Annotated in this window: 15 protein-coding genes and 1 tRNA gene; 9 read left to right on the plus strand and 7 right to left on the minus strand. The window is 70.2% G+C overall.

Annotated features, from left to right (window positions below; translation table 11 throughout):
- Position 1: 1 nt before the first annotated feature.
- Positions 2 to 364 carry a DUF427 domain-containing protein gene (locus tag ABIC70_RS11180; RefSeq protein ID WP_354439737.1) on the minus strand — a complete coding sequence of 121 codons (363 nt, stop codon included), beginning with the start codon at positions 362 to 364 and terminating at the stop codon, positions 2 to 4.
- Positions 361 to 1,251: a methyltransferase domain-containing protein gene (locus ABIC70_RS11185; RefSeq protein ID WP_043380670.1), complete on the minus strand. Its 891-nt coding sequence runs from the start codon at positions 1,249 to 1,251 to the stop codon at positions 361 to 363. Before ABIC70_RS11185 ends, ABIC70_RS11180 begins: the two co-directional genes overlap by 4 nt.
- Positions 1,252 to 1,409: 158 nt before the next feature.
- Between ABIC70_RS11185 and ABIC70_RS11190 the strand changes: the two genes are divergently transcribed.
- Together ABIC70_RS11190 and ABIC70_RS11195 are read left to right on the plus strand one after the other, a co-directional pair.
- Positions 1,410 to 1,655, plus strand: coding sequence for a hypothetical protein (locus ABIC70_RS11190; RefSeq protein WP_043355746.1), 246 nt, complete (start codon positions 1,410 to 1,412; stop codon positions 1,653 to 1,655).
- A gap of 30 nt (positions 1,656 to 1,685) precedes the next feature.
- Positions 1,686 to 2,447, plus strand: coding sequence for a ComF family protein (locus ABIC70_RS11195; protein WP_354439738.1), 762 nt, complete (start codon positions 1,686 to 1,688; stop codon positions 2,445 to 2,447).
- Positions 2,448 to 2,483: 36 nt separating this feature from the next.
- Here ABIC70_RS11195 and ABIC70_RS11200 read toward each other — a convergent pair whose 3' ends face one another.
- On the minus strand, positions 2,484 to 3,077 hold the full coding sequence (locus ABIC70_RS11200; protein WP_043757817.1) for a GNAT family N-acetyltransferase: 594 nt from the start codon (positions 3,075 to 3,077) through the stop codon (positions 2,484 to 2,486).
- A gap of 295 nt (positions 3,078 to 3,372) precedes the next feature.
- Between ABIC70_RS11200 and zapE the strand changes: the two genes are divergently transcribed.
- Both zapE and ABIC70_RS11210 read left to right on the plus strand, forming a co-directional pair.
- Positions 3,373 to 4,605, plus strand: a complete 1,233-nt coding sequence (zapE, locus tag ABIC70_RS11205; protein WP_043757815.1) for a cell division protein ZapE — start codon at positions 3,373 to 3,375, stop codon at positions 4,603 to 4,605.
- The gene (locus ABIC70_RS11210) at positions 4,602 to 7,559 is read left to right on the plus strand and encodes a response regulator (RefSeq protein ID WP_354439739.1); all 2,958 of its coding nucleotides are present in this window, start codon (positions 4,602 to 4,604) and stop codon (positions 7,557 to 7,559) included. Before zapE ends, ABIC70_RS11210 begins: the two co-directional genes overlap by 4 nt.
- A gap of 93 nt (positions 7,560 to 7,652) precedes the next feature.
- Here ABIC70_RS11210 and ubiB read toward each other — a convergent pair whose 3' ends face one another.
- The 4 genes from ubiB to ABIC70_RS11230 form a co-directional block, all read right to left on the minus strand.
- Positions 7,653 to 9,215: a 2-polyprenylphenol 6-hydroxylase gene (gene ubiB / locus ABIC70_RS11215; protein ID WP_043345888.1), complete on the minus strand. Its 1,563-nt coding sequence runs from the start codon at positions 9,213 to 9,215 to the stop codon at positions 7,653 to 7,655.
- 31 nt (positions 9,216 to 9,246) lie between these two features.
- Positions 9,247 to 10,032, minus strand: a complete 786-nt coding sequence (gene ubiE, locus ABIC70_RS11220; protein ID WP_043345890.1) for a bifunctional demethylmenaquinone methyltransferase/2-methoxy-6-polyprenyl-1,4-benzoquinol methylase UbiE — start codon at positions 10,030 to 10,032, stop codon at positions 9,247 to 9,249.
- 113 nt (positions 10,033 to 10,145) lie between these two features.
- The gene (gene leuB / locus ABIC70_RS11225; RefSeq protein ID WP_043380654.1) at positions 10,146 to 11,255 is read right to left on the minus strand and encodes a 3-isopropylmalate dehydrogenase; all 1,110 of its coding nucleotides are present in this window, start codon (positions 11,253 to 11,255) and stop codon (positions 10,146 to 10,148) included.
- Between the two features lie 100 nt (positions 11,256 to 11,355).
- Positions 11,356 to 12,084 (minus strand): carbonic anhydrase, encoded by a 729-nt coding sequence (locus ABIC70_RS11230; protein WP_043757808.1) that lies wholly within the window; start codon positions 12,082 to 12,084, stop codon positions 11,356 to 11,358.
- A gap of 194 nt (positions 12,085 to 12,278) precedes the next feature.
- On the opposite strand from ABIC70_RS11230, the gene ABIC70_RS11235 reads away from it, so the two are divergent.
- The 5 genes from ABIC70_RS11235 to ABIC70_RS11255 all read left to right on the plus strand — a co-directional run bounded on the left by ABIC70_RS11235 (position 12,279) and on the right by ABIC70_RS11255 (position 21,609).
- Complete coding sequence (locus ABIC70_RS11235; protein ID WP_354439740.1) at positions 12,279 to 13,163, plus strand: hypothetical protein; 885 nt, start codon at positions 12,279 to 12,281, stop codon at positions 13,161 to 13,163.
- Between the two features lie 341 nt (positions 13,164 to 13,504).
- The gene (locus ABIC70_RS11240) at positions 13,505 to 15,070 is read left to right on the plus strand and encodes a 2-isopropylmalate synthase (protein ID WP_043380649.1); all 1,566 of its coding nucleotides are present in this window, start codon (positions 13,505 to 13,507) and stop codon (positions 15,068 to 15,070) included.
- 100 nt (positions 15,071 to 15,170) lie between these two features.
- Positions 15,171 to 15,246: transfer RNA gene (locus tag ABIC70_RS11245), tRNA-Lys, on the plus strand.
- Positions 15,247 to 15,604: 358 nt separating this feature from the next.
- Entirely contained in the window at positions 15,605 to 18,262 is a 2,658-nt protein-coding gene (locus ABIC70_RS11250; protein ID WP_354439741.1) for a PD-(D/E)XK nuclease family protein, read from the plus strand.
- Positions 18,262 to 21,609 carry a UvrD-helicase domain-containing protein gene (locus ABIC70_RS11255; RefSeq protein ID WP_354439742.1) on the plus strand — a complete coding sequence of 1,116 codons (3,348 nt, stop codon included), beginning with the start codon at positions 18,262 to 18,264 and terminating at the stop codon, positions 21,607 to 21,609. The genes ABIC70_RS11250 and ABIC70_RS11255 overlap by 1 nt, the downstream gene beginning before the upstream one ends.
- The last annotated feature ends 104 nt before the right edge of the window (positions 21,610 to 21,713 follow it).

Below are 21,713 nucleotides of genomic sequence, written 5' to 3' on the forward strand. Positions count from 1 at the left end.
CTCAGTCCTCCAGCGTGATGGCATCGACCCGGTCCGGATAGAACGCCACGTGGTCCCGGATCGCCGCGACGGCCGGGTACGGGTCCCCGTAGCTCCAGACCGCGTCGGGGCGCCGGGTACCGTCGACGACGAGGTCGAAATAGTGGGCGTCGCCCTTGTACGGGCAGTGTGTGGTGCGCGCCGAGGCGACGAAGCGATCGGCCCGGATGTCGCTCCGCGGCACGTAGAAGACCGGCGGATACCGGGCCTCCTGCAGCCGGAGGGCGTTCCGGCTCTCGGCGACCGCGACACCCGCCACGACGACGCGGACGCGGCGGGGCTCGGGCTCGATGGTGATCGGGTGGTCCGGTCCAGGCACCTTCATGGCGTGCTCCCTCCCTCGGGCTTCAACTCGACGGTTCCGAGCGCGTCGGCGAGGCGCGTCTTCGCGGTCCCGGGCCGCAGCGGCTTCTGCTGGGTCTCGTGCGGGACCCAGCCCGAAAGCCACAGCACCTCGAAGGTGGCCCGCACGCGCCCATCCGGATCCGCGAACCGCTCGGCATAGATCTCTGCCGTCCGCAGGAGCGTCGCCCGCCGCAGCGGCGTCCGCCGCCGCTCGGTGAGTACGTTGGTCATGCCCATGGCGCGCAGATCGCGCATCAGGCCGAACGGATCGGCGTAGCGGACCGTCAGCGTATCGGTATCGGCCACCGGCAGGGCGAAACCGGCCCGCTGGAGCAACCCGCCGGCCTCACGTACCGCCGCGAAGGGCGCCACGCGCGGGCTGATCCCGCCCTCGACCTCGCTCTCGGCCTGGGCGAAGCTCTGGCGCAGCTCGGTCAGGGTGGCGCCGCCGAGCAGGCAGCCGAGGAACAACCCGTCCGGCCGCAGGGCGCGGCGCAGCTGGATCAGCGTGCCCGGGAGGTCGTTCACGGCGTGAAGGCTCAGCAGCGAGACGGCGAGGTCGAGGCTTCCGGCCGCCAGCGGCAGCGCCTCCGGGTCGCCGACGATCAGGCCGCCGCCCGTCTCGGGCCGGGCCGCGAGACGGAGATGCCGCGCCTCCGGATACCGGGCCGCGAGCATCCGGGCCGCCACCGGGACGGGCGTCGCGAGGTCGAGCACCGAAGTGAAGCGGCGCAGGACCGCCCCCAGGCGGTCATCGAGATCCTCGGCGAGCCGATCGACGAGGAAGCCCGCGTAGCCGCGGCCCTGGGCTCGGGCGAGGCGGCGGCGGGCGAGGGCCGTGTCGAACAGGGCGGAGGGAGCATCCATCGCGGGGGAGATGGCATCTGAAGCCGTCCCGCGCCACCTCTCGCACGGCCGCGCGCACGGATCCGTGAGCCGCGCTAGAATGTCGGAACGACTCGGCAGCGTCGCTGTTCCTGCTGCAACCGGCTTAAACGGCCGAGATTCGTCATGGAGCATTGATCATGAAGCGTATGCTCGTCGGGGCCGCCGTGGCCCTCACCACCCTCGCGGCCGCCGGCGGCGCCGAAGCCAAGGGCTGCATCAAGGGCGCCATCGTCGGCGGCATCGCGGGGCACTATGCCGGCCATCACGGCCTCGTCGGCGCTGCGGCCGGCTGCGCCATCGGCCGTCACCGCGCCAACGCCCGCGACCGCCAGATGCAGCAGCAGCAGATGGCGCCGCAGGCGCGCCCGGTCTCGGCCCAGTAGAAGCGCGGATTCGGGCGGCGCGTCCGCCGCATGACGGCTCTCGAGGCCGTCGCAAGGACCCTGCGCGGACTGCCGCGCGGGGTCGTCTCGCTGATCTATCCGCCCACCTGCGCGGGCTGCGGCGGCGCCACCGCGGATCCCGGCGCCCTGTGCCCGGCCTGCTGGTCGAGCCTGCGGCTGATCGAGGAGCCGGTCTGCCAGCGCTACGGGACGCCGTTCGCGGTCGATCTCGGGGTCGGCCCTTTGCTCTCACCCCGGGCGATCGCCGAGCCGCCGGTCTTCGAGCGTGCCCGGTCTGTAGCCCTGTACGATGCGGTGGCGCGCCGCCTCGTCCATCGCCTGAAATACGAGGACCGCCTCGATCTGGCCCGCGTCATGGCCCGGATGATGGCCGCGAGCGGCCGAACCCTGATCGCCGACGCCGAATGCCTGGTCCCGGTACCGCTCCACCGCGGACGCCTGTGGCGCCGGCGGTTCAACCAGTCCGCCCTTCTGGCCCGGGCGATTGCCGGACCGGCCGGGCTCCCCTTCGTCGCCACGGCGCTCGTGCGCGTCCGCGCGACGCGGTCCCAGGTGGGTTTGAGCCGTGCGGCCCGCGCCGAGAACCTGAGCGGCGCCTTCCGCGTGGCAACCGCCGAACAGCACCGGATCCGCGGGCGCCGGATCCTCCTCGTGGACGACGTCATGACCACCGGCGCGACCGGCAACGCCGCCGCTCGGGCATTGCTGCGCGGCGGGGCCCGGTCGGTCGATCTCCTGACCTTCGCGCTCGTCGGCGACGCCGCCGGGTGAGCGCGCGGGCTCTCCGCGTGGACGGCGCTCGCGGATTCAGGCCGGGGGCCGCATCTGCTCCGGAAAGCTTGCCGCCAGGGTGAAGTCGAAAGCCTCCGCGATCCCTTCGTACCAGAGGGAGAACGGCGTCGGACGCGCGAGGTGGAGGGCGCCCTCGATCTCACGCCCCTCGTGCTGGAGGGCCGCCCCGTGCTTGGCCGCGAGCCGCAGCATCGGTCCGTTCCCCGACAGGCAGCGCACGTGCAGATCGACGACGCCGCGATGCCGCGCCGAGCGCGCGATCCGCGCGAACAGGGCGGCGCCGATGCCGCGCCGACGGAATGCCCGCTCCACCGCGAAGGCCGCCTCGGCATGCGGCCCCAGGACGTAGCGCGAGGCACCCGGTCCCATGGGCCGCAATTCGCCGAGGCCGCGCAGCGCACCACCCACGAACGCGCCGTACATCACGCCCTCGGCGGTCAGGGCCTGCGTGGCGTAGGCCCTGACCCCGGCCTCGCTGACATTGCCCATGAAGCGGCTCGCCCGGGTCTCCGGATCCAGCCGCAGGAAATAGTTCAGGACCGCCGTGCGGTCGGCCGGCCACAGACGGCGGACGGTGTGGGCCAGACCCTCGAGGGCTTGTGCCGCCATGATGAAGCTCCGGTTCGTGCGCGGTGCCGCGCAGGGAGATCCGGACGCTCCTCCCAAAGACGGAGCGGATCTCGCATCCTCAAAGTCGTTGTGCAATGCAGCGAAACGCTTGGCTGACCCTCCGCGGATCTGCCATGCGCAGGGCCGATGGGACGCTTTCCTGCGACTGTTCAGCCGCGGGGTTGATTCAGGCCGAGCTTGCGCGGCACTGGAACAGGTCCCGGGTCGTTGACCGCCGACGCGGGCGCGGGGGGTGCCGAACCGGTGCCGCGACCAGCAGCGAGGAACCGGCGGCGTGAACGACAGATCCGGCAAGCACATCGCCCCGTCGCCGGCGGCGCGGGCCAGCGCGGTCTCGCCTGGGCCGGTCCACGAGCGCTACGAGGCCCTGGTCGCCACCGGGGCGATCGAGCGCGATCCGGCGCAAGGACATCTGGTGCGCGCCCTCGACCGCTTGGTCCTGGACCTGCAGCGTCGCAAGCGCGCCAGCAAGACGAGCGCCCTCGGCTGGCTGTTCCGGCGCAAGGACGAAGCCGAACCGATCCGGGGCCTGTACGTCTGGGGCTCGGTCGGGCGCGGGAAGACCATGCTGATGGACCTGTTCCACGAGGCGGCCCCCGAGCCGAAGCGGCGGGTCCATTTCCACGGCTTCCTGGCTGACGCACACGAACGCATCCACGCCTACCGGCAGGCGCTCAAGGCCGGCACCGTCAAGGGCGACGACCCGATTGGGCCGGTGGCCGACCAGCTCGCCGACGAGGCAACATTGCTGTGCTTCGACGAGTTCACCGTCACCGACATCGCCGACGCGATGATCCTGGGTCGCCTGTTCAACCACCTGTTCCGGCGGGGCGTCACGATCGTCGCAACCTCGAACGTCGAGCCGGACAGGCTTTACGAGGGCGGGCTGAACCGGGCGCTGTTCCTGCCGTTCGTCGCGACCCTGAAGGAGCGCGTGGACGTCGTCCGGCTCGACGCCCGTACCGACTTCCGACTGGAGAAGCTCGGCGGCGCGGCCGTCTATCACGTTCCCGCCGACGCCAAGGCGCGCGCCGCCCTCGACGCCGCCTTCAAGGGACTGACCGGAAAGGTCCGGGGCCTTCCGGCGACGGTCACGGTTCACGGCCGGGCCGTGGAGGTCCCCGAGCAGGCGACCGGCGTGGCCCGGTTCGGTTTCGACGATCTCTGCCGCAAGCCGCTCGGCGCCTCCGACTACATGGCGCTCGCCCGCGCCTACCACACGGTCATTCTGGACGGGATCCCGGTCATGGCAGAGGCGGACCGGAACGAGGCCAAGCGCTTCATCACGCTGGTCGACACGCTCTACGACCGGCACGTGAAGCTCGTGGCCTCCGCGGACGCCGACGCGCAGGAGCTCTACACCGCCGAGACCGGCCGCGAGGCCTTCGAGTTCGACCGGACCGTCTCGCGCCTCATCGAGATGCGGTCGCGGGAATACCTCGCCCAGCCGCACGGCCGGCCCGATTCCGAGGCGTCGGGTGCCAGCACCGGACTGGTGGAGACGTGAGCGCCCCGTCTCGCGTCGGATCGATCTTCTCCTTGCGTCGGCGGAACTGGCGCAGCGCCGGCCCGCTCGGCTGGCTCCTGGGCTCCCCGGCGGCCTTCGTCCTGCTGGTCGTCGCCCTGGGCAGCGGCACGGCGAACTACCTCACCGGCGAGGCCGACCGGACCGCGACGGCCCACGCGAACGACACCGTCGCCGGGATCGAGCGCCTGATCTCCGAGGTGAAGGACCTGGAGACGAGCGAGCGGGGCTTCGTCCTGGTCGGCAGCGAGGATTACCTCACCCCCTACACGAGCGCCCTCACCAAGATTGAGACGGAACTCGCCGGCCTCGGCTCGGCCGCGCAGGATCCGGTCCGCGCCGGCGGCCCCTCGCTCGCCGGCCTGATCGCGCAGAAGCGGGACTTCGCGGCCCGGGTCGTGGCGGCGCGGCGCAATCAGGGGTTCGAGCCGGCCATCGAGCTTGTCCGCACCGGCGAAGGCAAGCAGCTGATGGACGCGATCCGCGCCGAGGCGGCGGCCCGTCAGGCCGCGACGCTGGAGCGTCTCGCCACCCTTCAGGCGATCGAGGGTTGGCGCGGGCTCCTGCTGTTCCTGCTCTCGGGGGCGGCGGCGCTGGGCGCGATCGTGCTGCTCGCCCGCCTCGCTCTGGTGCGCCGGCAGGAATCCTTGCGCATGTCGCGCCTGCTCGACGGCGTGCTCGCCAACGCGCCGGTGGGCCTCGGCTTCCTCGACCGCGACCTGAAGATCCGGCACATGAACCGGGCGCTCGCCACGATGAGCGAACGCGGCTTCGGGGCCGATCTCGGCGCGCCGATCTGGGCCATGCTTCCGACCCTCCGGGAAGAACTCGCCCTGAAGCTCGCCGCGGCCCTGAAGGACGGCCTGGTCTCGCCGAACGTCCCGGTGGCCGTGCCGGCTCCCTCCGCTCCCGGCGGTGTCCGCCACTTCTCGATGAGCTTCTACCCGCTCCGGGGCGTGGAGAGCGCCGCGACCGATGAGAACGTGGAGGGCGTCGGACTCGTCGTGGTCGACGAGACCATCCGCCATTTGGCCGAGGCCCGTCTGCGTCGCAGCGAGGAGCGGTTCCGTTCGCTGATCGAGGCCAGCGCGGCCATCGTCTGGACCGCCAACCCGGAGGGCAGCCTGCACCGACGCCAGGTGGCCTGGAGCCGCTTCACCGGTCAGGACGAGGCCGCCTATGCAGGGCTCGGCTTCCTGGATGCGGTCCATCCCGAGGATCGCCCGCACACCCGGGCCGCGTGGTCCCGCGCCCTGAGCAGCCTTGAGCCCTACGCGACGGAGCACCGGATCCGCGCGGCCTCCGGGGCATACCGGCACATGAGCGTGCGCGCCGTTCCGATCCTCGAATCCGACGGTACCCTGCGCGAATGGGTCGGGACCCATACGGACATCACCGAGCGCAAGGAGGCCGAGGCCGCCATCGAGGCGGCCCGCGCCGCCGCAGAGGCCGCCAACGCCGCCAAGAGTCAGTTCCTGGCCAATATGAGCCACGAGTTGCGCACCCCGCTCTCGGCGGTGATCGGCTATTCCGAGATGGTGCAGGAGGAGCTGGAGGATATCGGCGAGGCCGGCTTGGTCGCCGACATGAAAAAGATCGAGACCAACGCCCGGCACCTCCTCGGCCTGATCAACGACGTGCTCGACATCTCCAAGATCGAGGCCGACCGGGTCGAGGTCTACGCCGAGGATTTCGACGTCGCCACCGTGGTGCAGGAGGTCGCCGTCACGGTCGAAGGTCTGATCGCCAAGAAGGGCAACACCCTGGCGCTGGCGCTGGAGGCGGATCTGGGCAGCGCCTACACCGACGTCACCAAGCTGCGCCAGTGCCTGATCAATCTCTTGAGCAACGCCGCGAAGTTCACCGAGAACGGCCGGATCACCCTGTCGGTCGCCCGGGTCGACACGACGATGCGCTTCTCCGTGACCGATACCGGGATCGGGATGACACCGGAGCAGGTGGGGCGGCTTTTCGAGCGCTTCACCCAGGCCGACGCCTCGACGACGCGCCGCTTCGGCGGGACCGGGCTCGGCCTCGCGATCACCCGTGCCTTCGCCGAGATGCTGGGCGGCGCGATCGCCGTGGAGAGCCGGCAAGGGGAGGGCACCACCTTCACGCTGACCCTGCCGGTCCGCTTCGAGACCGGTGCGGCGGAGGAAGCGGATGCGGACAGCGCCGCCGGTCCCGGCGAACGCGGAACCATCTTGGTGATCGACGACGACGCCGCGACCCGGGATCTGCTCGCCCGCTTCCTGGAGCGCGAGGGCTTCTCGGTAACGGTCGCCGAGGACGGGCGGCGGGGGCTCGATCTCGCCCGCAGCCTGCACCCGCGGGCGGTGCTCCTCGATGTGACCATGCCGCAGATGGACGGCTGGGCAGTGCTGCGGGCCATGCGCGCCGATCCCGAGATCGGCGCGACACCGATCGTGATGGTGACGGTCCTGGACGAGCAGAACCTCGCCTTCTCGCTCGGCGCCACCGACTACCTGCAGAAGCCGATCGACTGGGGAAGTCTGCGCCAGATCGTCGACCGCTTCCGACCTACGGCCGGTAGCGGGCCGATCCTCGTCGTCGAGGACGAGGCGGACGTTCGGGGCCATGTCTGCGCCTATCTCGAACGCGAAGGTTTTCCGGTGCGCGAGGCCGCGAACGGCCTGCGCGCCCTCGCGACCCTCGAGTCGGAACGGCCGTGCCTGATCCTGCTGGATCTGATGATGCCCGAGATGGACGGCTTTGCCTTCCTGCGGGCGCTCCGGGCGCGCCCGGACAGCCGCGACGTGCCGGTGGTCGTGCTCACCGCCAAGGACATCACGGCCGAGGATCGGCGCCGACTGGCCGGTCAGGCCGACCGGGTGCTCACCAAGGGATCGACCGGTCTCGGCGAACTTGCCCGGGAATTGCGGGCCCTGGTCCCGACGATGGACGGCGCGGGCTGACCGGGAAACCGCAACACGAGCCGGGCGAGCCGACCCGGCAGCGCGCGACGAGACCGTGCGATCACCCCCGTCGCGTGGACCCGCGATGCGGGTTCACCCCCCGCGGAACGCCAGCATCAGCGCCCCGGCGGCAATCGCCCAGAGAGCCAGCGTCGACCAGATCGCCCGATAGCGTTCGTTGCGGGCGAAGCGCTCCAGGCGGCGGGCATCGCCCGTTCCGGCCTCGTCGAGGCGCACCAGCACGCGCTTCAACCGCATGGCGAGATCCGGAATATCGCCGACCACGTCGGAGACCACCCGCAGGGCCTCCAGGCCGCTCTGCGCCCGGCCGACCGGGCCCATGTTGCGGGCGATCCAGGCGCGCACGACCGGCTCGGCCGTGGTCCACATGTCGAGCCGCGGGTCGAGGGAGCGGGCGACGCCCTCCACCACCACCATGGTCTTCTGGAGCATCACCAGCTCGGTGCGGGTGCTCATGTCGAACAGGGCCGTGACGTCGAACAGCAGGGTCAGGACCTTGGCCATCGAGATCTCGTCGGCCCGGCGCTGGTGGATCGGCTCGCCGATCGCCCGGATCGCCTGCGCGAAATCCTCCACGGAATGGTGGGCCGGCACGTAGCCCGCCTCGAAATGGACCTTCGCCACCCGGCGATAGTCGCGCAGGATGAAGCCGAGCAGGATCTCGGCGAGGAACCGGCGCTCGTTCGGGCCCAGGCGGCCCATGATGCCGAAATCCACCGCCACCAGGCGGCCCTCGGCGTCCACCAGCAGGTTCCCCTGGTGCATGTCGGCGTGAAAGAAGCCGTCGCGGATCGCGTGCCGCAGGAAGCTCTGGATGACGGTCCGCCCGATGGTCTGCGGGTCGTGCCCCTGGGCGGCGATCTCCGCCGCGCTGTGCAGGCGGGTGCCCTCGATCCACTCGGCCGACAGCACCTCGCGGGCGGTCAGCTCCCATTCGGGCTTCGGCACGCGGAAGTCGAGGTCGTCCTTGGTGTTCTCGGCGAGCTCGGAGGCGGCGGCCGCCTCCAGGCGGAAATCCATCTCCATCAGCACCGAGCGGGCGAGGATCTCCACGACTTCGCGGGGACGCAGCCGCTCCGCCTGCGGGGACAGGGCGTGCACCACCCGGGCCATGAAGCGCATGACCTCGAGGTCGCGCATGAAGCGCTCGCGGACGCCCGGCCGCATCACCTTCACGGCCAGCGCGCGCTGCGTGCCGTCCGCATCCTGGACGATCGCCTTGTGGACCTGCGCGATGGAGGCGGCGGCGATCGGTTCGCTGAACGACACGAAGAGCTGACTGACCGGCTTGCCGAGCGCCGTCTCGACGGTGCGGAGCGCGACCTCCTGCGGGAAGGGCGGCACCCGGTCCTGCAGCTTCTCCAGGTCGAAGGCCGCCCGCATGCCGACGATGTCGGGCCGCGTCGCCAGGAACTGCCCGAACTTGACGTAGGACGGGCCGAGGCGGGTCATGGCCGCCGAGAGCCGAGCGGCGCCGTCGTCGAGACCCGGCCGCTCGAGGGAGCGGCCGAGCCGCAGGGCGAGCCGCAGATGCGGCGGCAGCTCTGCGGGATCGGCGAAGGCGAGGGCGCCCTCGCGGGCCAGCACGAAGCCGACCCGCGCGCCGCGGAACAGGTTGATGGCGGCGCTGATCACCGGTGCTGGCTCCCGTCGCGCAAGGCGGCGGTCAAGAGACCTTCCAGCCCGAATGGATCGCCACGATCCCGCCCGTGAGCGGCCGGTCGGTGACGTGCCGGAAACCGGCACGCTCGATCATGCCCGCGAAGGCGCCGCGCGTCGGAAACTTCCGGATCGATTCCACGAGGTAGCGATAGGATTCCGCGTCCCCGGCGACCCGGGCGCCGATGCGCGGGATCACGTTGAAGGAATAGGCGTCGTAGATCCGGTCGAGCAGCGGGATGTCGACGGCGGAGAATTCCAGGCAGAGGAAGCGCCCGCCGGGCTTCAGCACCCGCCGCGCCTCGGCGAGCGCCGTCTCGATCCGCGGCACGTTCCGGATGCCGAAGGCGATCGTGTAGGCGTCGAAGGTCGCGTCCGGCAGGGGCAGCGCCTCGGCGTTCCCGGTCACGAACGCGATCCGGTCGCCGGCCTCGTCGAGCTTGCGCTCCCGGGCCCGCTCCGCGCCGACGCGCAGCATCGACTCGTTGATGTCGAGAACCGTGACCCGGGTGCGGGGGCCGCCCGCGGCCAGGACCCGGAAGGCCACGTCGCCGGTGCCGCCGGCGACATCGAGATGCGCGAAGGCCCGGTTCTGGGAGGGCCGCAGCATCGAGACGAGCTGCGCCTTCCAGGCCCGGTGCAGGCCCGCCGACATCAGGTCGTTCATGATGTCGTAGCGGCGGGCGACCGAGTGGAAGACGCTGTCGACGCGCCCCTGCTTCTCGTCGAGCGCCACGCGCTCGAAGCCGAAATCCGCGCTCGCGCGCTCAGACGCCCCGTTTCCGGCCTTCATGACGCTCCCATTCCTCGATGGGCGCGTCATAGCGAAGGTCGGGCCCGGCCGCCATGCGTCGAAACACGCGGCTGGGGACCGACCCCGATGCTGAGACGCGCCGAAGTCCTGTCTCAGCCGACGCGCGCGCGGAGCGCGTCCGCCACCGCCGCCGCCATGGCCCGGGTGCCTATCGGGTTCGTGCCCTCGCCGGCGATGTCGGCCGTGCGCGCACCGCCCGACAGGGCGTCGGTGATGGCGCCGTCGAGGGCGTCGGCGGCGTCGCCGAGGCCGAAGGAATAGCGCAGGCACATGGCGAGCGAGCCGATCATGGCGATCGGGTTCGCCTTGTCCTGGCCGGCGATGTCCGGGGCCGAGCCGTGGACCGGCTCGTACAGCGCGCGCCGCAGGCCGCCCGCATCGACCGCACCGAGCGAGGCGGAGGGCAGCATGCCCAGGGAACCGGTGAGCATGGCGGCGATGTCGGAGAGCACGTCGCCGAACAGGTTGTCGGTCACCAGCACGTCGAACTGCTTCGGCCGGCGCACCAGCTGCATGGCGCAGTTGTCGGCCAGGATGTGCTCCAGCTGGAGGTCGGCATAGTGCTCCGCATGGACCTTGGTGACGACCTCCTTCCAGAGGACACCGGACTTCATCACGTTGTGCTTCTCGGCGGAGGCGACACGTCCCGAGCGCTTGCCCGCGAGGTCGAAGGCTACATGGGCGATCCGCTCGATCTCGGCCGTGGTGTAGACCTGGGTATCCACCGCCCGCTTGGAGCCGTCCTCCAGCACGGTGATCTCCTTCGGCTCGCCGAAATAGACGCCGCCGGTGAGCTCCCGGACGATCATGATGTCGAGGCCCTCGACCAGTTCCCTCTTCAGGGCCGAGGCTTCGGCCAGGGCCGGGTAGCAGATCGCCGGACGGAGGTTGGCGAAGAGGTCGAGCTCCTTGCGCAGGCGCAGCAGGCCGGCCTCCGGGCGGTTCTCGTAGGCGACGCCGGCCCATTTCGGCCCACCGACCGCGCCGAGCAGGATCGCGTCCGCATCCTTGGCGCGCTGCAGGGTCGCGTCGGCGAGCGGGCTGCCATGGGCATCCAGCGCGCAGCCGCCGACGAGGTCGGTCTCGGTCTCGAAGGTCGCGAGACCGGTCTCCTTGAGCGCCTCGAGCACGACCTGCATGCCGGCCGCCACCTCCGGACCGATCCCGTCGCCGGGGAGGAGCAGGAGCTTGTAGCTGGCCATGACGGTCTCGCGGGTTGGTCTCGACGTGCCGGCGGGCTTTATCGAGGCTGGCCCGTCATTGGCAAGGCGCCGGCCCGATCGTCGATGCGCCTTCGTCCTCTCAGAGGAGCGCGACCTTGCCGGTGGCGATGTCGTAGAAGCCGCCCACGACCTTCACCCGCTGGGCGGCGACGGCCTCCGCGATGATCGGCCCGGACTGCTCCAGCCGTCCGACGGTGTGCCGGACGTTCTGGGCGATGGCCTCGGCGAGGGGATCCTGCGCCCGCGCCTTCGCGGCCAGATCGACCGCGGGCCGAATCGCGTCGACCAGCACCGGGAGATGGCCGGGAAGCACCGCCTTGGTCCGCATGACGTCGATCGTCGCCTTCACGGCCCCGCATTCGGAATGGCCGAGGACCAGGATCAACGGGGCGCCCAGGACGGACACGCCGTATTCGAGGCTGGCGAGGCCGTCGGTGTTGACGAAGTTGCCGGCGACGCGGACGACGAACAGGTCGCCCGGTCCCTGGTCGAAGATGAAGTCCGGGGCGACCCGGGCATCGGCGCAGCCGACGATGCAGGCGATCGGATGCTGAGCCGCGGCCCGCGCCGCGCGACCGGCCGAAAAATCCCTGTTGGCGGGCGCGTTGGCCGCGTAGCGGCCGTTGCCGTCGAGCAGCCGAGCCAGAGCCTCCTCGGGCGTGATGGCCTTCGACCGAGCCCCGTCGGAGGCCGCTTCGGCGCGAAACGGCGGTGCGGACGCGCCGGCCAGGGTGCCGACGGCGACGGCCGTCAACAGGCCGCGCCGTGAGAGTCGCCGTGAGAGGGAGGGTCGATGCAGATCGCACACGCTTGGCGGTCCCCTTCGTCGTCCTTGCCGGCCGAGCCCGGCGAGCCGCTCGTCCCGGCAGCAGCGGGCCGAGCACTCCGGATCGTATCCCCTGCGGATCTTCACCGCCGAGTCCAAACTTTGCAGGAAATACTGGACCGAAGGGGCTGCGCCGGGCATCCCGAAGGCATGGATCCGGCTGCTGCGAGGCGCGGATGTTGCACGATCATTTTCGGGACCGGATCGCTCTGCTTCGGTCCGAGCGCGATTTCCGTCGGGCGGTCGCCGGTTACTGCCAGGGGATGATCGAGCCGTCGCAGATTGTTTGGCCGAGTCACAAGCTGCTCAATCAGATCGGGCGCTACGTGGTCTCGTTCATGCTGATCCACAACGACTACGCGTGGCGCCACCATGGCGGCCCCCGTCCGACCCTGACGGCGCTCCAGGCGATGGTCGGACTGAGCCACCGGCAGACGGCCGGTTTCGTGTCGACCCTGAAGGCCGGGCGGTTCGTCACGGCGGTGGCGGATCCGGATGATGCACGCGTGAAATGCCTGCAGGCTTCGCCGGCCCTGGTGACCGAGATCGGCCGGTCCGGGCGCCTGTTCGTCGTCGCCATGGACGCCGTCGCGGGTCGCGATCCGGGCCGCGCGGCAGGACTCGACGGGCCCGGCCGGCTCGGGGAACTCGTCCGCCGGTCGGCGGCCCATGTGCTGCGGCACGGGACGCTCATCGCGCCGTTCCCCCGGGTGCTGCATTTCGCCGGCCGGGATTGCGGCTACCCGCTGCTCGCCACCCTCGTCGGCGCCCACTACGCCGCCACGATTCCCGGGGCGCCGCCGGCCGCGCCGCTCAGCCTGCGCGGCCTCGCCGAGCGGCTGAACGTGTCCCGGGCGCATGTCGGCAACCTGCTCGCCGAGGCGGAGGCGGCCGGATGGATCCGGATCGCCGACAGCCGCCTGACCTTTTTCGATCCGACAGTGCTGGCGGAATTCGAGGACTGGGCCGCCGGACAGATGCTGTTCTACGACGATCTGGCGGCGGCGGTTCTCGCGGATCCGCCGGCCGTACGGGTTCCGGACTGTGCCTGCACCTCCTGATCCACCGGGTGCGCGGCGCTCGCTTGTGTTCCGGCCGTTCCGGGGATACCTACGGGCTGCACCGCGCCGTGAGACCATCCGGCGTGGGTCGCCGACAGGAGAGACGAGCCTTGGCCAGAGCCGGCTCAGCGCCCGAGATCGCCCGCGCCGCCATGACGGCGCCGCGGTCGCGCGCGCGCCGCGCCGGGCTTGCTCTTCCGCTTCTGCTTACCCGCCCCTGAGGGCCGTCCGGGCGCGCGCCTGGGCCTTCAGGGGAGTTCTTCCATTCGCGAATCCGCCCGCGAGGGCACCACGCCGCGCCGCGCCATCTCGAGCCGGGCGGCCCGCGACAGGGTAATGCCATGACCACGACGAACACCACCTCCGCCCGCGACCGCATCGTGATCTTCGACACCACGCTGCGCGACGGCGAGCAATGCCCCGGCGCCACCATGACCTTTGACGAGAAGCTCGCGGTGGCCGAGCTGCTCGATACGATGGGCGTCGACATCATCGAGGCCGGCTTTCCCATCGCGTCGAACGGCGATTTCGAGGCCGTGTCGGAGATCGCCCGGCGGACCAAGCGCGCCACCATCGCGGGGCTCGCCCGCGCGATTCCCGCCGACATCGCCCGGGCCGGCGAGGCGGTGCGCCATGCCCAGCGGGCGCGGATCCACACCTTCGTGTCGACCTCGCCGATCCACCTCGCGCACCAGATGCGCAAGAGCCAGGACGAGGTCGTCGAGATCATCCTGAAGACCGTGGCCCAGGCCCGCGACCTCGTGGAGGACGTGGAATGGTCGGCCATGGACGCGACGCGCACGCCCCTCGACTATCTGTGCCGCTGCGTCGAGGCGGCGATCAAGGCCGGCGCCACGACGATCAATCTCCCCGACACGGTGGGCTACGCCACGCCCTCCGAGTACCGCGACATGTTCGCGAATGTGCGTGAGCGCGTGCCGAACGCCGACAAGGCGGTGTTCTCGGTCCATTGCCACAACGACCTGGGTCTCGCGATCGCCAACTCCCTGGCGGGCATCGAGGGGGGCGCCCGGCAGGTCGAATGCACGATCAACGGCATCGGGGAGCGTGCCGGCAACGCGGCGTTGGAAGAGATCGTGATGGCCCTGCGCACCCGCGCGGACGTGCTGCCCTACGAGACGGGGGTCGAATCGACCATGCTGACCCGCGCCTCGAAGCTCGTGAGCCACGCCACGAACTTCCCGGTGCAGTTCAACAAGGCGATCGTCGGCCGTAACGCCTTCGCCCACGAGAGCGGCATCCACCAGGACGGCATGCTCAAGAACGCCGAGACCTACGAGATCATGACGCCGGCCTCGGTGGGGCTGACGAAGACCTCCCTGGTGATGGGCAAGCACTCGGGCCGGGCGGCGTTCCGCTCCAAGCTGGAGGATCTCGGCCTGCACCTGTCGGACAACCAGTTCCAGGACGCCTTCGACCGGTTCAAGGCTTTGGCCGACCGCAAGAAGAACGTCTACGACGAGGATATCGAGGCGCTCGTCGACGAGAACCTCGCCACGGCCCACGACCGCATCCGGCTGGTCTCCCTGTCGGTGATCGCCGGCACCCGCGGGCCGCAGCGCGCGACCTTGCGCATCGCCGACGAGGCCGGCACGCGGATCGAGGAGGCGGACGGCAACGGGCCGGTGGATGCGGTGTTCAACGCGATCTCGGCGCTGGTCCCGCATCAGGCGCAGCTGGAACTCTATCAGGTCCATGCCGTGACCGGCGGCACGGATGCCCAGGCCGAAGTCTCGGTGCGCCTGCGGGACGGCGAGCGCAGCGTCACGGCCCGCGGTGCCGATCCCGACACGCTGGTCGCCTCCGCGAAGGCGTATCTCTCGGCGCTGAACAAGCTCTCGGCCCATTCGGTGCGCGTGCATGCACAGCATGCGGCGGCGGAATGAGAAAAAGCTGCGGCGGGGGGTGGACACCCCCCAGCCGCGTTGGTATCAGCCCGTCACCCCGGACGGACTTGGTGGCCACCGGGCGGTCGCAGACGCGATCGGGCGCATAGCTCAGTTGGTAGAGCAGCTGACTCTTAATCAGCGGGTCCTAGGTTCGAACCCTAGTGCGCCCACCAATCATCTCAAAGACTTAGAGGCGGAATCGCCTCGGTCTGGTTGATGTTGTGTCGGCGGACGTAACATCTGACGTAACGACGAGCGGCTTCAGAGATTTTTTCCAGCCGTTCAGTCTGCTCCGTTTCGTTACGGTTGTGCATCTCCCGCCCAGCTTGGTCGACTTACTAACGCCTGTGAAGTCGAGTGTTCGGGCTCACCCCGATACCGACCGCCGCGCACCCGCATCAGCGAACTCGGCACGTAATCGAAGTCGTGTTCAAGGACGCGAAGCTATGCCCATTATCCACAGCCAACCAAGCTTGACCGTAACGCGATAACTCGGACACCATACGCAACCTGAGATTGAGGTTGCTTAACATGGTGTTGCGTCGCGTAGTCGTGGTCCAAGGCCGCCTCGCGATGGCGGACGCGCGCCTAGAGGCAGCGCGTCGAAGCGAGCACGGTGTCCGGGTGCTGTCGATCGAAACCCTGGTTGCCCGTTTGGCCGGGGGCTTCGCAAGGCCGATCGACGACGAGACGCTCAGGTCCACCTTGAAGCGCGTGCTTCCCGAGACGGAACTCGGCGAGCTGAATCCAATTAAGGCCCTGCCGGGCATGATCGATGCGGCGGCGGAGACCTTGCGGAAGGCTTGGTCCGCCGCCTTCGACCTCCAGTCTGCGGACGGCGGTGGAGGCCGTATCGCCTCCGTTGCATGCCTTGAGCGAGCGGTGGTCGCGGCGCTGCCGCCGGGCATTCTGCCCCCTGGCGACCTGACCGCGGCCGCGGCGGCGCGGATCGACCACGCCTCCGAAATCCTCGGTCCCATCGACTTCGTCGAACTGGTCGACCTCGCCCCTTGCTGGCGCCCCGTAGTTGTGGCCCTTGCGGAGCGCGTCCCGGTCACCTGGATTTCCGGGCCGCGCCCGGTACCCGCCTGGGTTCGCGCGACCGCCATCCGAGTCGTCGGCCGCGAGCGCGAGACGCCGGCCGTCGAGGTCTGCAGCGCGGCTACGCCCCGGCACGAGGCGTTGGAGGCGCTGCGTTGGGCCCGCGGGCTGATGGCTTCAGGCCGAGCCAAGCCGTCCGAGATCGCCATCGCCGCGTGCCGCACTGAGGATTACGACGACGTGCTCCTCGCCCTGCGGGCGGAGGCGAACCTCGACGTCCGCTTCGTGCACGGCATCCCGTCCGCCTCCGTGCGCGAAGGGCAGGCCGCGGCGGCCCTCGCGGACATCCTAGTGAGGGGGCTCTCGCAGGATGGCATCCGCCGTCTCTCCGCACTCCTGCGCCGCGGCCCGGGACCGTTTGGTGCCCTCCCTGACGAATGGACCCGCATCCTCCCGAAGGATGCCCCCCTCGCGGATCTCGCCGCCTGGGAACGGCTGCTCGCGGGACGGGACGTGCAGCAGCGACCGGACGGGCCGGCCCTCGCACAAGACCTCGGCGCCATCCTGACGCTGCTGGCGCGCGGGACGGGCGCCGCCTCTGAGGCCGGCGAGACGCTCCTGAGTGGACTCGCGCTGCGGATCTGGCGCAAGGCACTCCTGGAGGGGGCGCCGGCCGTCATCGACCTGACCCTCTCGCGACAACGCATCGACGATGACGCCGACGCCGGCACCTCGGTCGTTTGGGCTCCGGCCTCGGCACTCGCCTGCGCACCCAGGCGGTTCGTCCGGCTTCTCGGGCTGAGCTCCCGCGGCTGGCCCCATGTCGTCTCCGAAGACCGCCTGCTCTCGGACCACCTCGTGCCGTCCTGCGTACTCGACCCGGTCCCGCGCTCGGTCGCCGACCGGGGGGATTTTGACGCCATCCTGTCCACCAGCGCCGAGGCAGTCGTGCTGTCGCGTCCCCGCCGCGGTGGGGACGGACGACTGCTCGGGAGAAGTCCCCTCCTGCGCGCCTACCCCGACGGCAGGCACCTCGGGCGCAATCGCGTGCCCGAACACGCCGTCGGAGAGGTCGACCGTCTTATGGCCAGGCCCGAGGAGTTCCAGGAGACGGCCCACGCTCGCGCCGCCGTGGGGTGCTGGAAATCGTGGGCTAGCGCCGAGTTAACGCCCCACGACGGCCGGATACGCGCGGACCACCCCGTCGTGGTCGCCATCCTGGGACGCACCCACTCCGCCCGCTCGCTGCGTAAGCTGCTCCGCGACCCACTCGGGTTCGTTTGGCGATACGGCCTCGGCCTGGAGGCGGTCGACCCCAGCCAAGAGCCCCTGATGCTCGACCACAAGGCGTTCGGCACTCTCATGCACGAGGTGCTTGAAGCCGCCGTTGTCACCATGGAGGCCGGTGTCGGCCTGGCCACGGCTGACAGCGCGGCCAAGCAGGCGGCGCTAACCGAGGCTGTCGCGGCGATTGGCGACGCCTGGGAGCGCGAAAGACCGGTCCCTCCGGCCCTAGTCTGGCGCCGCACTCTGGACGAGGTGCACGACGTCGCGCTGGCCGCGCTGTCCCATCCTGACGTGCCCTACGGCGGCCAGACGAGCTGGGTCGAGGTGCCGTTCGGCGGACAGGAACCCAAGTCGAACGCGAGCGCCATCCCGTGGGACCATGCCTTGCCGGTCGAAATCCCGGGGACCGGCTTCCGCATCTCGGGCTACATCGATCGGCTGGACCTTTCGGAGTGCCGCTCCCAGGCGCGGGTCCGCGATTACAAGACCGGGAAGCCGCGCAAACCCTCCGAGATCCTCGCCGGCGGGCGTGAGTTGCAGCGGTGCCTCTACGGTTACGCCGCTCGAGTCCTGCTCGGCGCCGGCGTGTCTGTCGACGCATCGCTGCATTACCCGCGGGAAGGCGTCTGTCTTCCTCTCGAACAGCCGGGCGAGGCGCTCGACGATCTCGCCCGACACCTCACGGCCGCCGGCGCGAGCCTCAGGTCCGGCAACGCGCATCCCGGCCCGGATGCGGAGGACGCCTACAACGACCTCGCATTCGCGCTGCCGGCGAACGCCATGGGGCTGTACTGCAGCCGCAAGCGCGCAGCCGTGAGGGCGGCGCTGGGCGATGCCGCGGGGATCTGGGAGGCCGCCTGATGACCGCACACGACAAGAGTCTGACCGACGCCGGCCAACGCGCGCTTGCCGTAGCCGCGCACGACAGGTCGATGCTCGTCGAGGCGGGTGCCGGCTCCGGCAAAACCGCGCTTATGTCCGGTCGGATCGCCTTGATGCTCGCCTCCGGCGTCGCCCCCGGGGCGGTCGCCGCCGTCAGCTTTACTGAACTGGCCGCGAGCGAGCTGCTGGAGCGCGTCGGCGACGTCGTCGCCCGGCTCGTCGCGGGCGAGGTCCCCGTGGAACTGAGGCTGGTCCTGCCGCACGGGCTCTCGCCGGCCCAGCGCGATTGCCTGGTCGCGGCGGAGGGCCGCCTGGACGAGCTGGTCTGCACGACAATCCACGGCTTCTGTCAACGTCTCGTGAAGCCATACCCTGTCGAGGCTGACATCGACCCGGGCGCCCGGGTCGCCGACGAGGTCGAGGCGGACGGGCTCTTCCGGGACATCCTAGAAACGTGGTTCCGGGAGCAGCTCTCCGCGAGCGGCCTTATCGCCGAGATGACGCTGGTTGACCCGAAGGCCGCGAAAGACGCGGTCGACCACGTGGCCGGATGCCTGCGGGAGGGCCGGTCGGTCGGTACCCGTCCCTCGGAGCCGTTGGCCCTGGCGGCGGCAACCTTCCTCGAACGGGTAGCGGCCTTCGTCGATTTTCTCGGCTCCTCGCCCGTCACTGAGCCCGACACCGTGGCTACCGTGCTGGCGTTCCAGGTGATGGCTGAGCGCGTCCGCTCCCTTGCCGGTAACGACGACGCGACGGTGGTCGCGCTTCTAACGGCCAAGGCGGATGGGAGTCTTTGCAAGAAGGACGGCGACTTCGCGGCCTATCGCGGCGGGAAGGGCAAGTGGGCAGCGGCCGCCAAGCAGGTCGGGATCGCGAAGGCCGAGGCGGACCGGTTGCAGGCGGCGGCCAAGGACCTGCATGGGGCTTGTTGCAAGGCCTGGGGCGGCTTGCGGGCAAATGCCGCGAGCGAGCTCCTGGTCAGGCTAGTCGTGCAGGTGCGCGACGTCCTGCAGCGGTACCAGGATCGCAAGCGCGCGGGCGCCCTGCTCGACTTCGACGATCTGATCGAGTCGGCGGCTAGGCTCCTGCGCGACCACGAGACGGTGCGGCAGACGCTCGGCAAACGGTACCGCCACGTCCTCGTCGACGAATTTCAGGACACCGACCCACTGCAGGCGGAGATCCTCTGGCTCCTGTGCGGTGAGCTGCCGGACGGTACCTCCAGCAGCGGCTGGACCGAGCGCGTGTTGCGACCCGGCGCGTTGTTTCTTGTCGGCGACCCGAAGCAGGCGATCTACAGATTCCGAGGCGCTGACGTCTCCACCTACATCCGGGCGCGCGACTGCATCCGCGCCCGGTCGCCAGACGATGTCGTCTCTGTCTTCACGAACTTCCGTTCATGCCGCTCCATCCTGGCGTTCGTGGACAAGCGTTTCGAAAACGTGCTGCGAGGGGCGGGACAGCCTGGATACCTGGCGCTCGACCCCTTCCACGAGGACCACGACCGCGGCCCCTGCGTCGCGGCACTCGACATTCCGCCCGCCGGTGAAGGCGTGAGGAGGAACGCGGACGCGATACGCGACGCGGAGGCGGAGGCAGTCGCGGATCTCTGCGCGCGCCTGATCGGCCAGCAACTCGTGACCTGCCGGCGTGACGGGACACGCCTGCTCCAGGCCGGTGATATTGCGCTCCTGGCGCCGAGCGGCAGCGAACTCTGGCGCTATGAGGAAGCTCTCGAAGCCCGTGGTATTCCCGTGGCGACTCAGGCGGGGAAGGGCTTCTTCCGCCGTCAGGAGATCCAAGATCTCATCGCCTTGACCCGGGTGCTCGCCGACCCGCGCGACACCTTGGCCCTAGGCGCCCTGCTGCGTGGCCCGGCGGTGGGCTTGAGCGACGAGGAGCTGCTCGATCTGGTCGACGGCCTACCGCGCGAACCTGGCCGACCGGACGCGCGGCCGAAGCTCAGGCTAGATCTCGACGTCACGCACGTCGCCCATCCCGTCGCGCGGGAGGTTCTGGCGCGCCTCCAGGCGTTGGCGAGGCAGGCGCTCGGCATGACGCCGCACGATATCCTGAGCCAGGCTGTTGACGCGATCAGGTTCCGACCCGTGGTCCGGCAGCGGCACGACGGCCACGCCGAGCGGGCGCTGGCAAACGTCGACTTGTTCCTGGAGATGGCGCGTCCGTTCGCCGTGCGCGGCTTGCGCGCGTTTGCAAGGGCGATGAAGGCGTCTTGGGACGGGCGATCCCGCACGGTCGAGGGGAGGCCCGACGCCCAGGAGGCGGCGGTGTCCCTGTTCACGATGCATGCGTCGAAAGGGCTGGAATGGCCCGTGGTGATCCCGATCAACACCTCCACCGAAACGTTGGCGGCGCGGCCACCGCTCGTCGACCGTGCGACGAACTGCCTGTTCTGCCCCGTTTTTGGCGTCCATCCAGTCGGTTACGAGGAGGCGTTGCAGGCCGAGCGACGGGAGGTCGGAAACGAACGCGTCCGGCTCTGGTACGTCGCAGCCACGCGGGCGAAGGAGACCCTGGTGCTGCCGCGGTTCCCGGAACCGGCCGAGGACAACGCCTGGGCATCGGTGATCGCCTTGGACCTCGACGAGGTCTCAGCCATCGATGTGGGCTGCATGCCGGCCCGGAGCGTCGAGGTGCCGGGCGACACGCGCAACGTCCAATCCCGGGACATCTTCGCCGCCGAGGCGGCCGAGGTGGCGCGTCATCGCGGGCTAACCTGGGTAGTACCGAGCCGGGATGATGCCTCGATGCCGGAAATAGAAAGCGCCGGATCCGAGCTCCACCAGATCCGCACAATTCAGGACCTGGGGACGCCACAAGGTGGTCGGGAGCGCGGCACGGTCATCCACAAGCTGCTGGAAGAGGTCCTCACCGGTGAGGTGGACGAGCGTGACGGGCTGGTGGACCGCGCCCGTCTACTCGCGCAGCAGCTGGGCTCGTCCGGGGAGGGCGGCCGGCCCGTTGTTCTCGATCCCGCGGATATCGCCGCCTGCGTCACCAGGGCGCTCGCCCTTCCACAGGTCGCCGGCATCCGCGGACGCCTCCGGGCCGAGGTGCCGGTTTATGGCTTCGAAACGCTCGAAGAGGAAGAGAGGGCAACCGCAGGCGTCGCCGATGCCCTGGCCTGCGACGATGAGGGGCGACCGGACGTCGTCGTCGACTGGAAGAGCGACGTCGCCCCCTCCGCGGGCGCGCTACTGATCTATCGCGCGCAGGTGACACGCTATCTCGCCGCGACTGGCGCGCGCCTGGGCCTGATCGTGTTCGTAACCGACGGAACCGTTGTCTCCGTCGCGCCAACGTGAGACCAGTGCCGAGTTCAACCTCACTCGAACCGTCCGCCTGTCCTCTTCCTTCCCTGAGCTCCTGTTCCGAAGCCGACGTTCGAGCCGCCTTCCTTTAGATTCAA

This window comes from Methylobacterium sp. 1973, assembly GCF_040545035.1.
Lineage (GTDB): Bacteria > Pseudomonadota > Alphaproteobacteria > Rhizobiales > Beijerinckiaceae > Methylobacterium > Methylobacterium fujisawaense.

Coding starts and splice junctions, on each gene's coding strand:
- ABIC70_RS11180 (WP_354439737.1), bottom strand. CDS start 364: ATGAAGGTGCCTGGACCGGACCACCCGATCACCATCGAGCCCGAGCCC.
- ABIC70_RS11185 (WP_043380670.1), bottom strand. CDS start 1,251: ATGGATGCTCCCTCCGCCCTGTTCGACACGGCCCTCGCCCGCCGCCGC.
- ABIC70_RS11190 (WP_043355746.1), top strand. CDS start 1,410: ATGAAGCGTATGCTCGTCGGGGCCGCCGTGGCCCTCACCACCCTCGCG.
- ABIC70_RS11195 (WP_354439738.1), top strand. CDS start 1,686: ATGACGGCTCTCGAGGCCGTCGCAAGGACCCTGCGCGGACTGCCGCGC.
- ABIC70_RS11200 (WP_043757817.1), bottom strand. CDS start 3,077: ATGGCGGCACAAGCCCTCGAGGGTCTGGCCCACACCGTCCGCCGTCTG.
- ubiE (WP_043345890.1), bottom strand. CDS start 10,032: ATGAAGGCCGGAAACGGGGCGTCTGAGCGCGCGAGCGCGGATTTCGGC.
- leuB (WP_043380654.1), bottom strand. CDS start 11,255: ATGGCCAGCTACAAGCTCCTGCTCCTCCCCGGCGACGGGATCGGTCCG.
- ABIC70_RS11235 (WP_354439740.1), top strand. CDS start 12,279: ATGTTGCACGATCATTTTCGGGACCGGATCGCTCTGCTTCGGTCCGAG.
- ABIC70_RS11240 (WP_043380649.1), top strand. CDS start 13,505: ATGACCACGACGAACACCACCTCCGCCCGCGACCGCATCGTGATCTTC.
- ABIC70_RS11250 (WP_354439741.1), top strand. CDS start 15,605: ATGGTGTTGCGTCGCGTAGTCGTGGTCCAAGGCCGCCTCGCGATGGCG.
- ABIC70_RS11255 (WP_354439742.1), top strand. CDS start 18,262: ATGACCGCACACGACAAGAGTCTGACCGACGCCGGCCAACGCGCGCTT.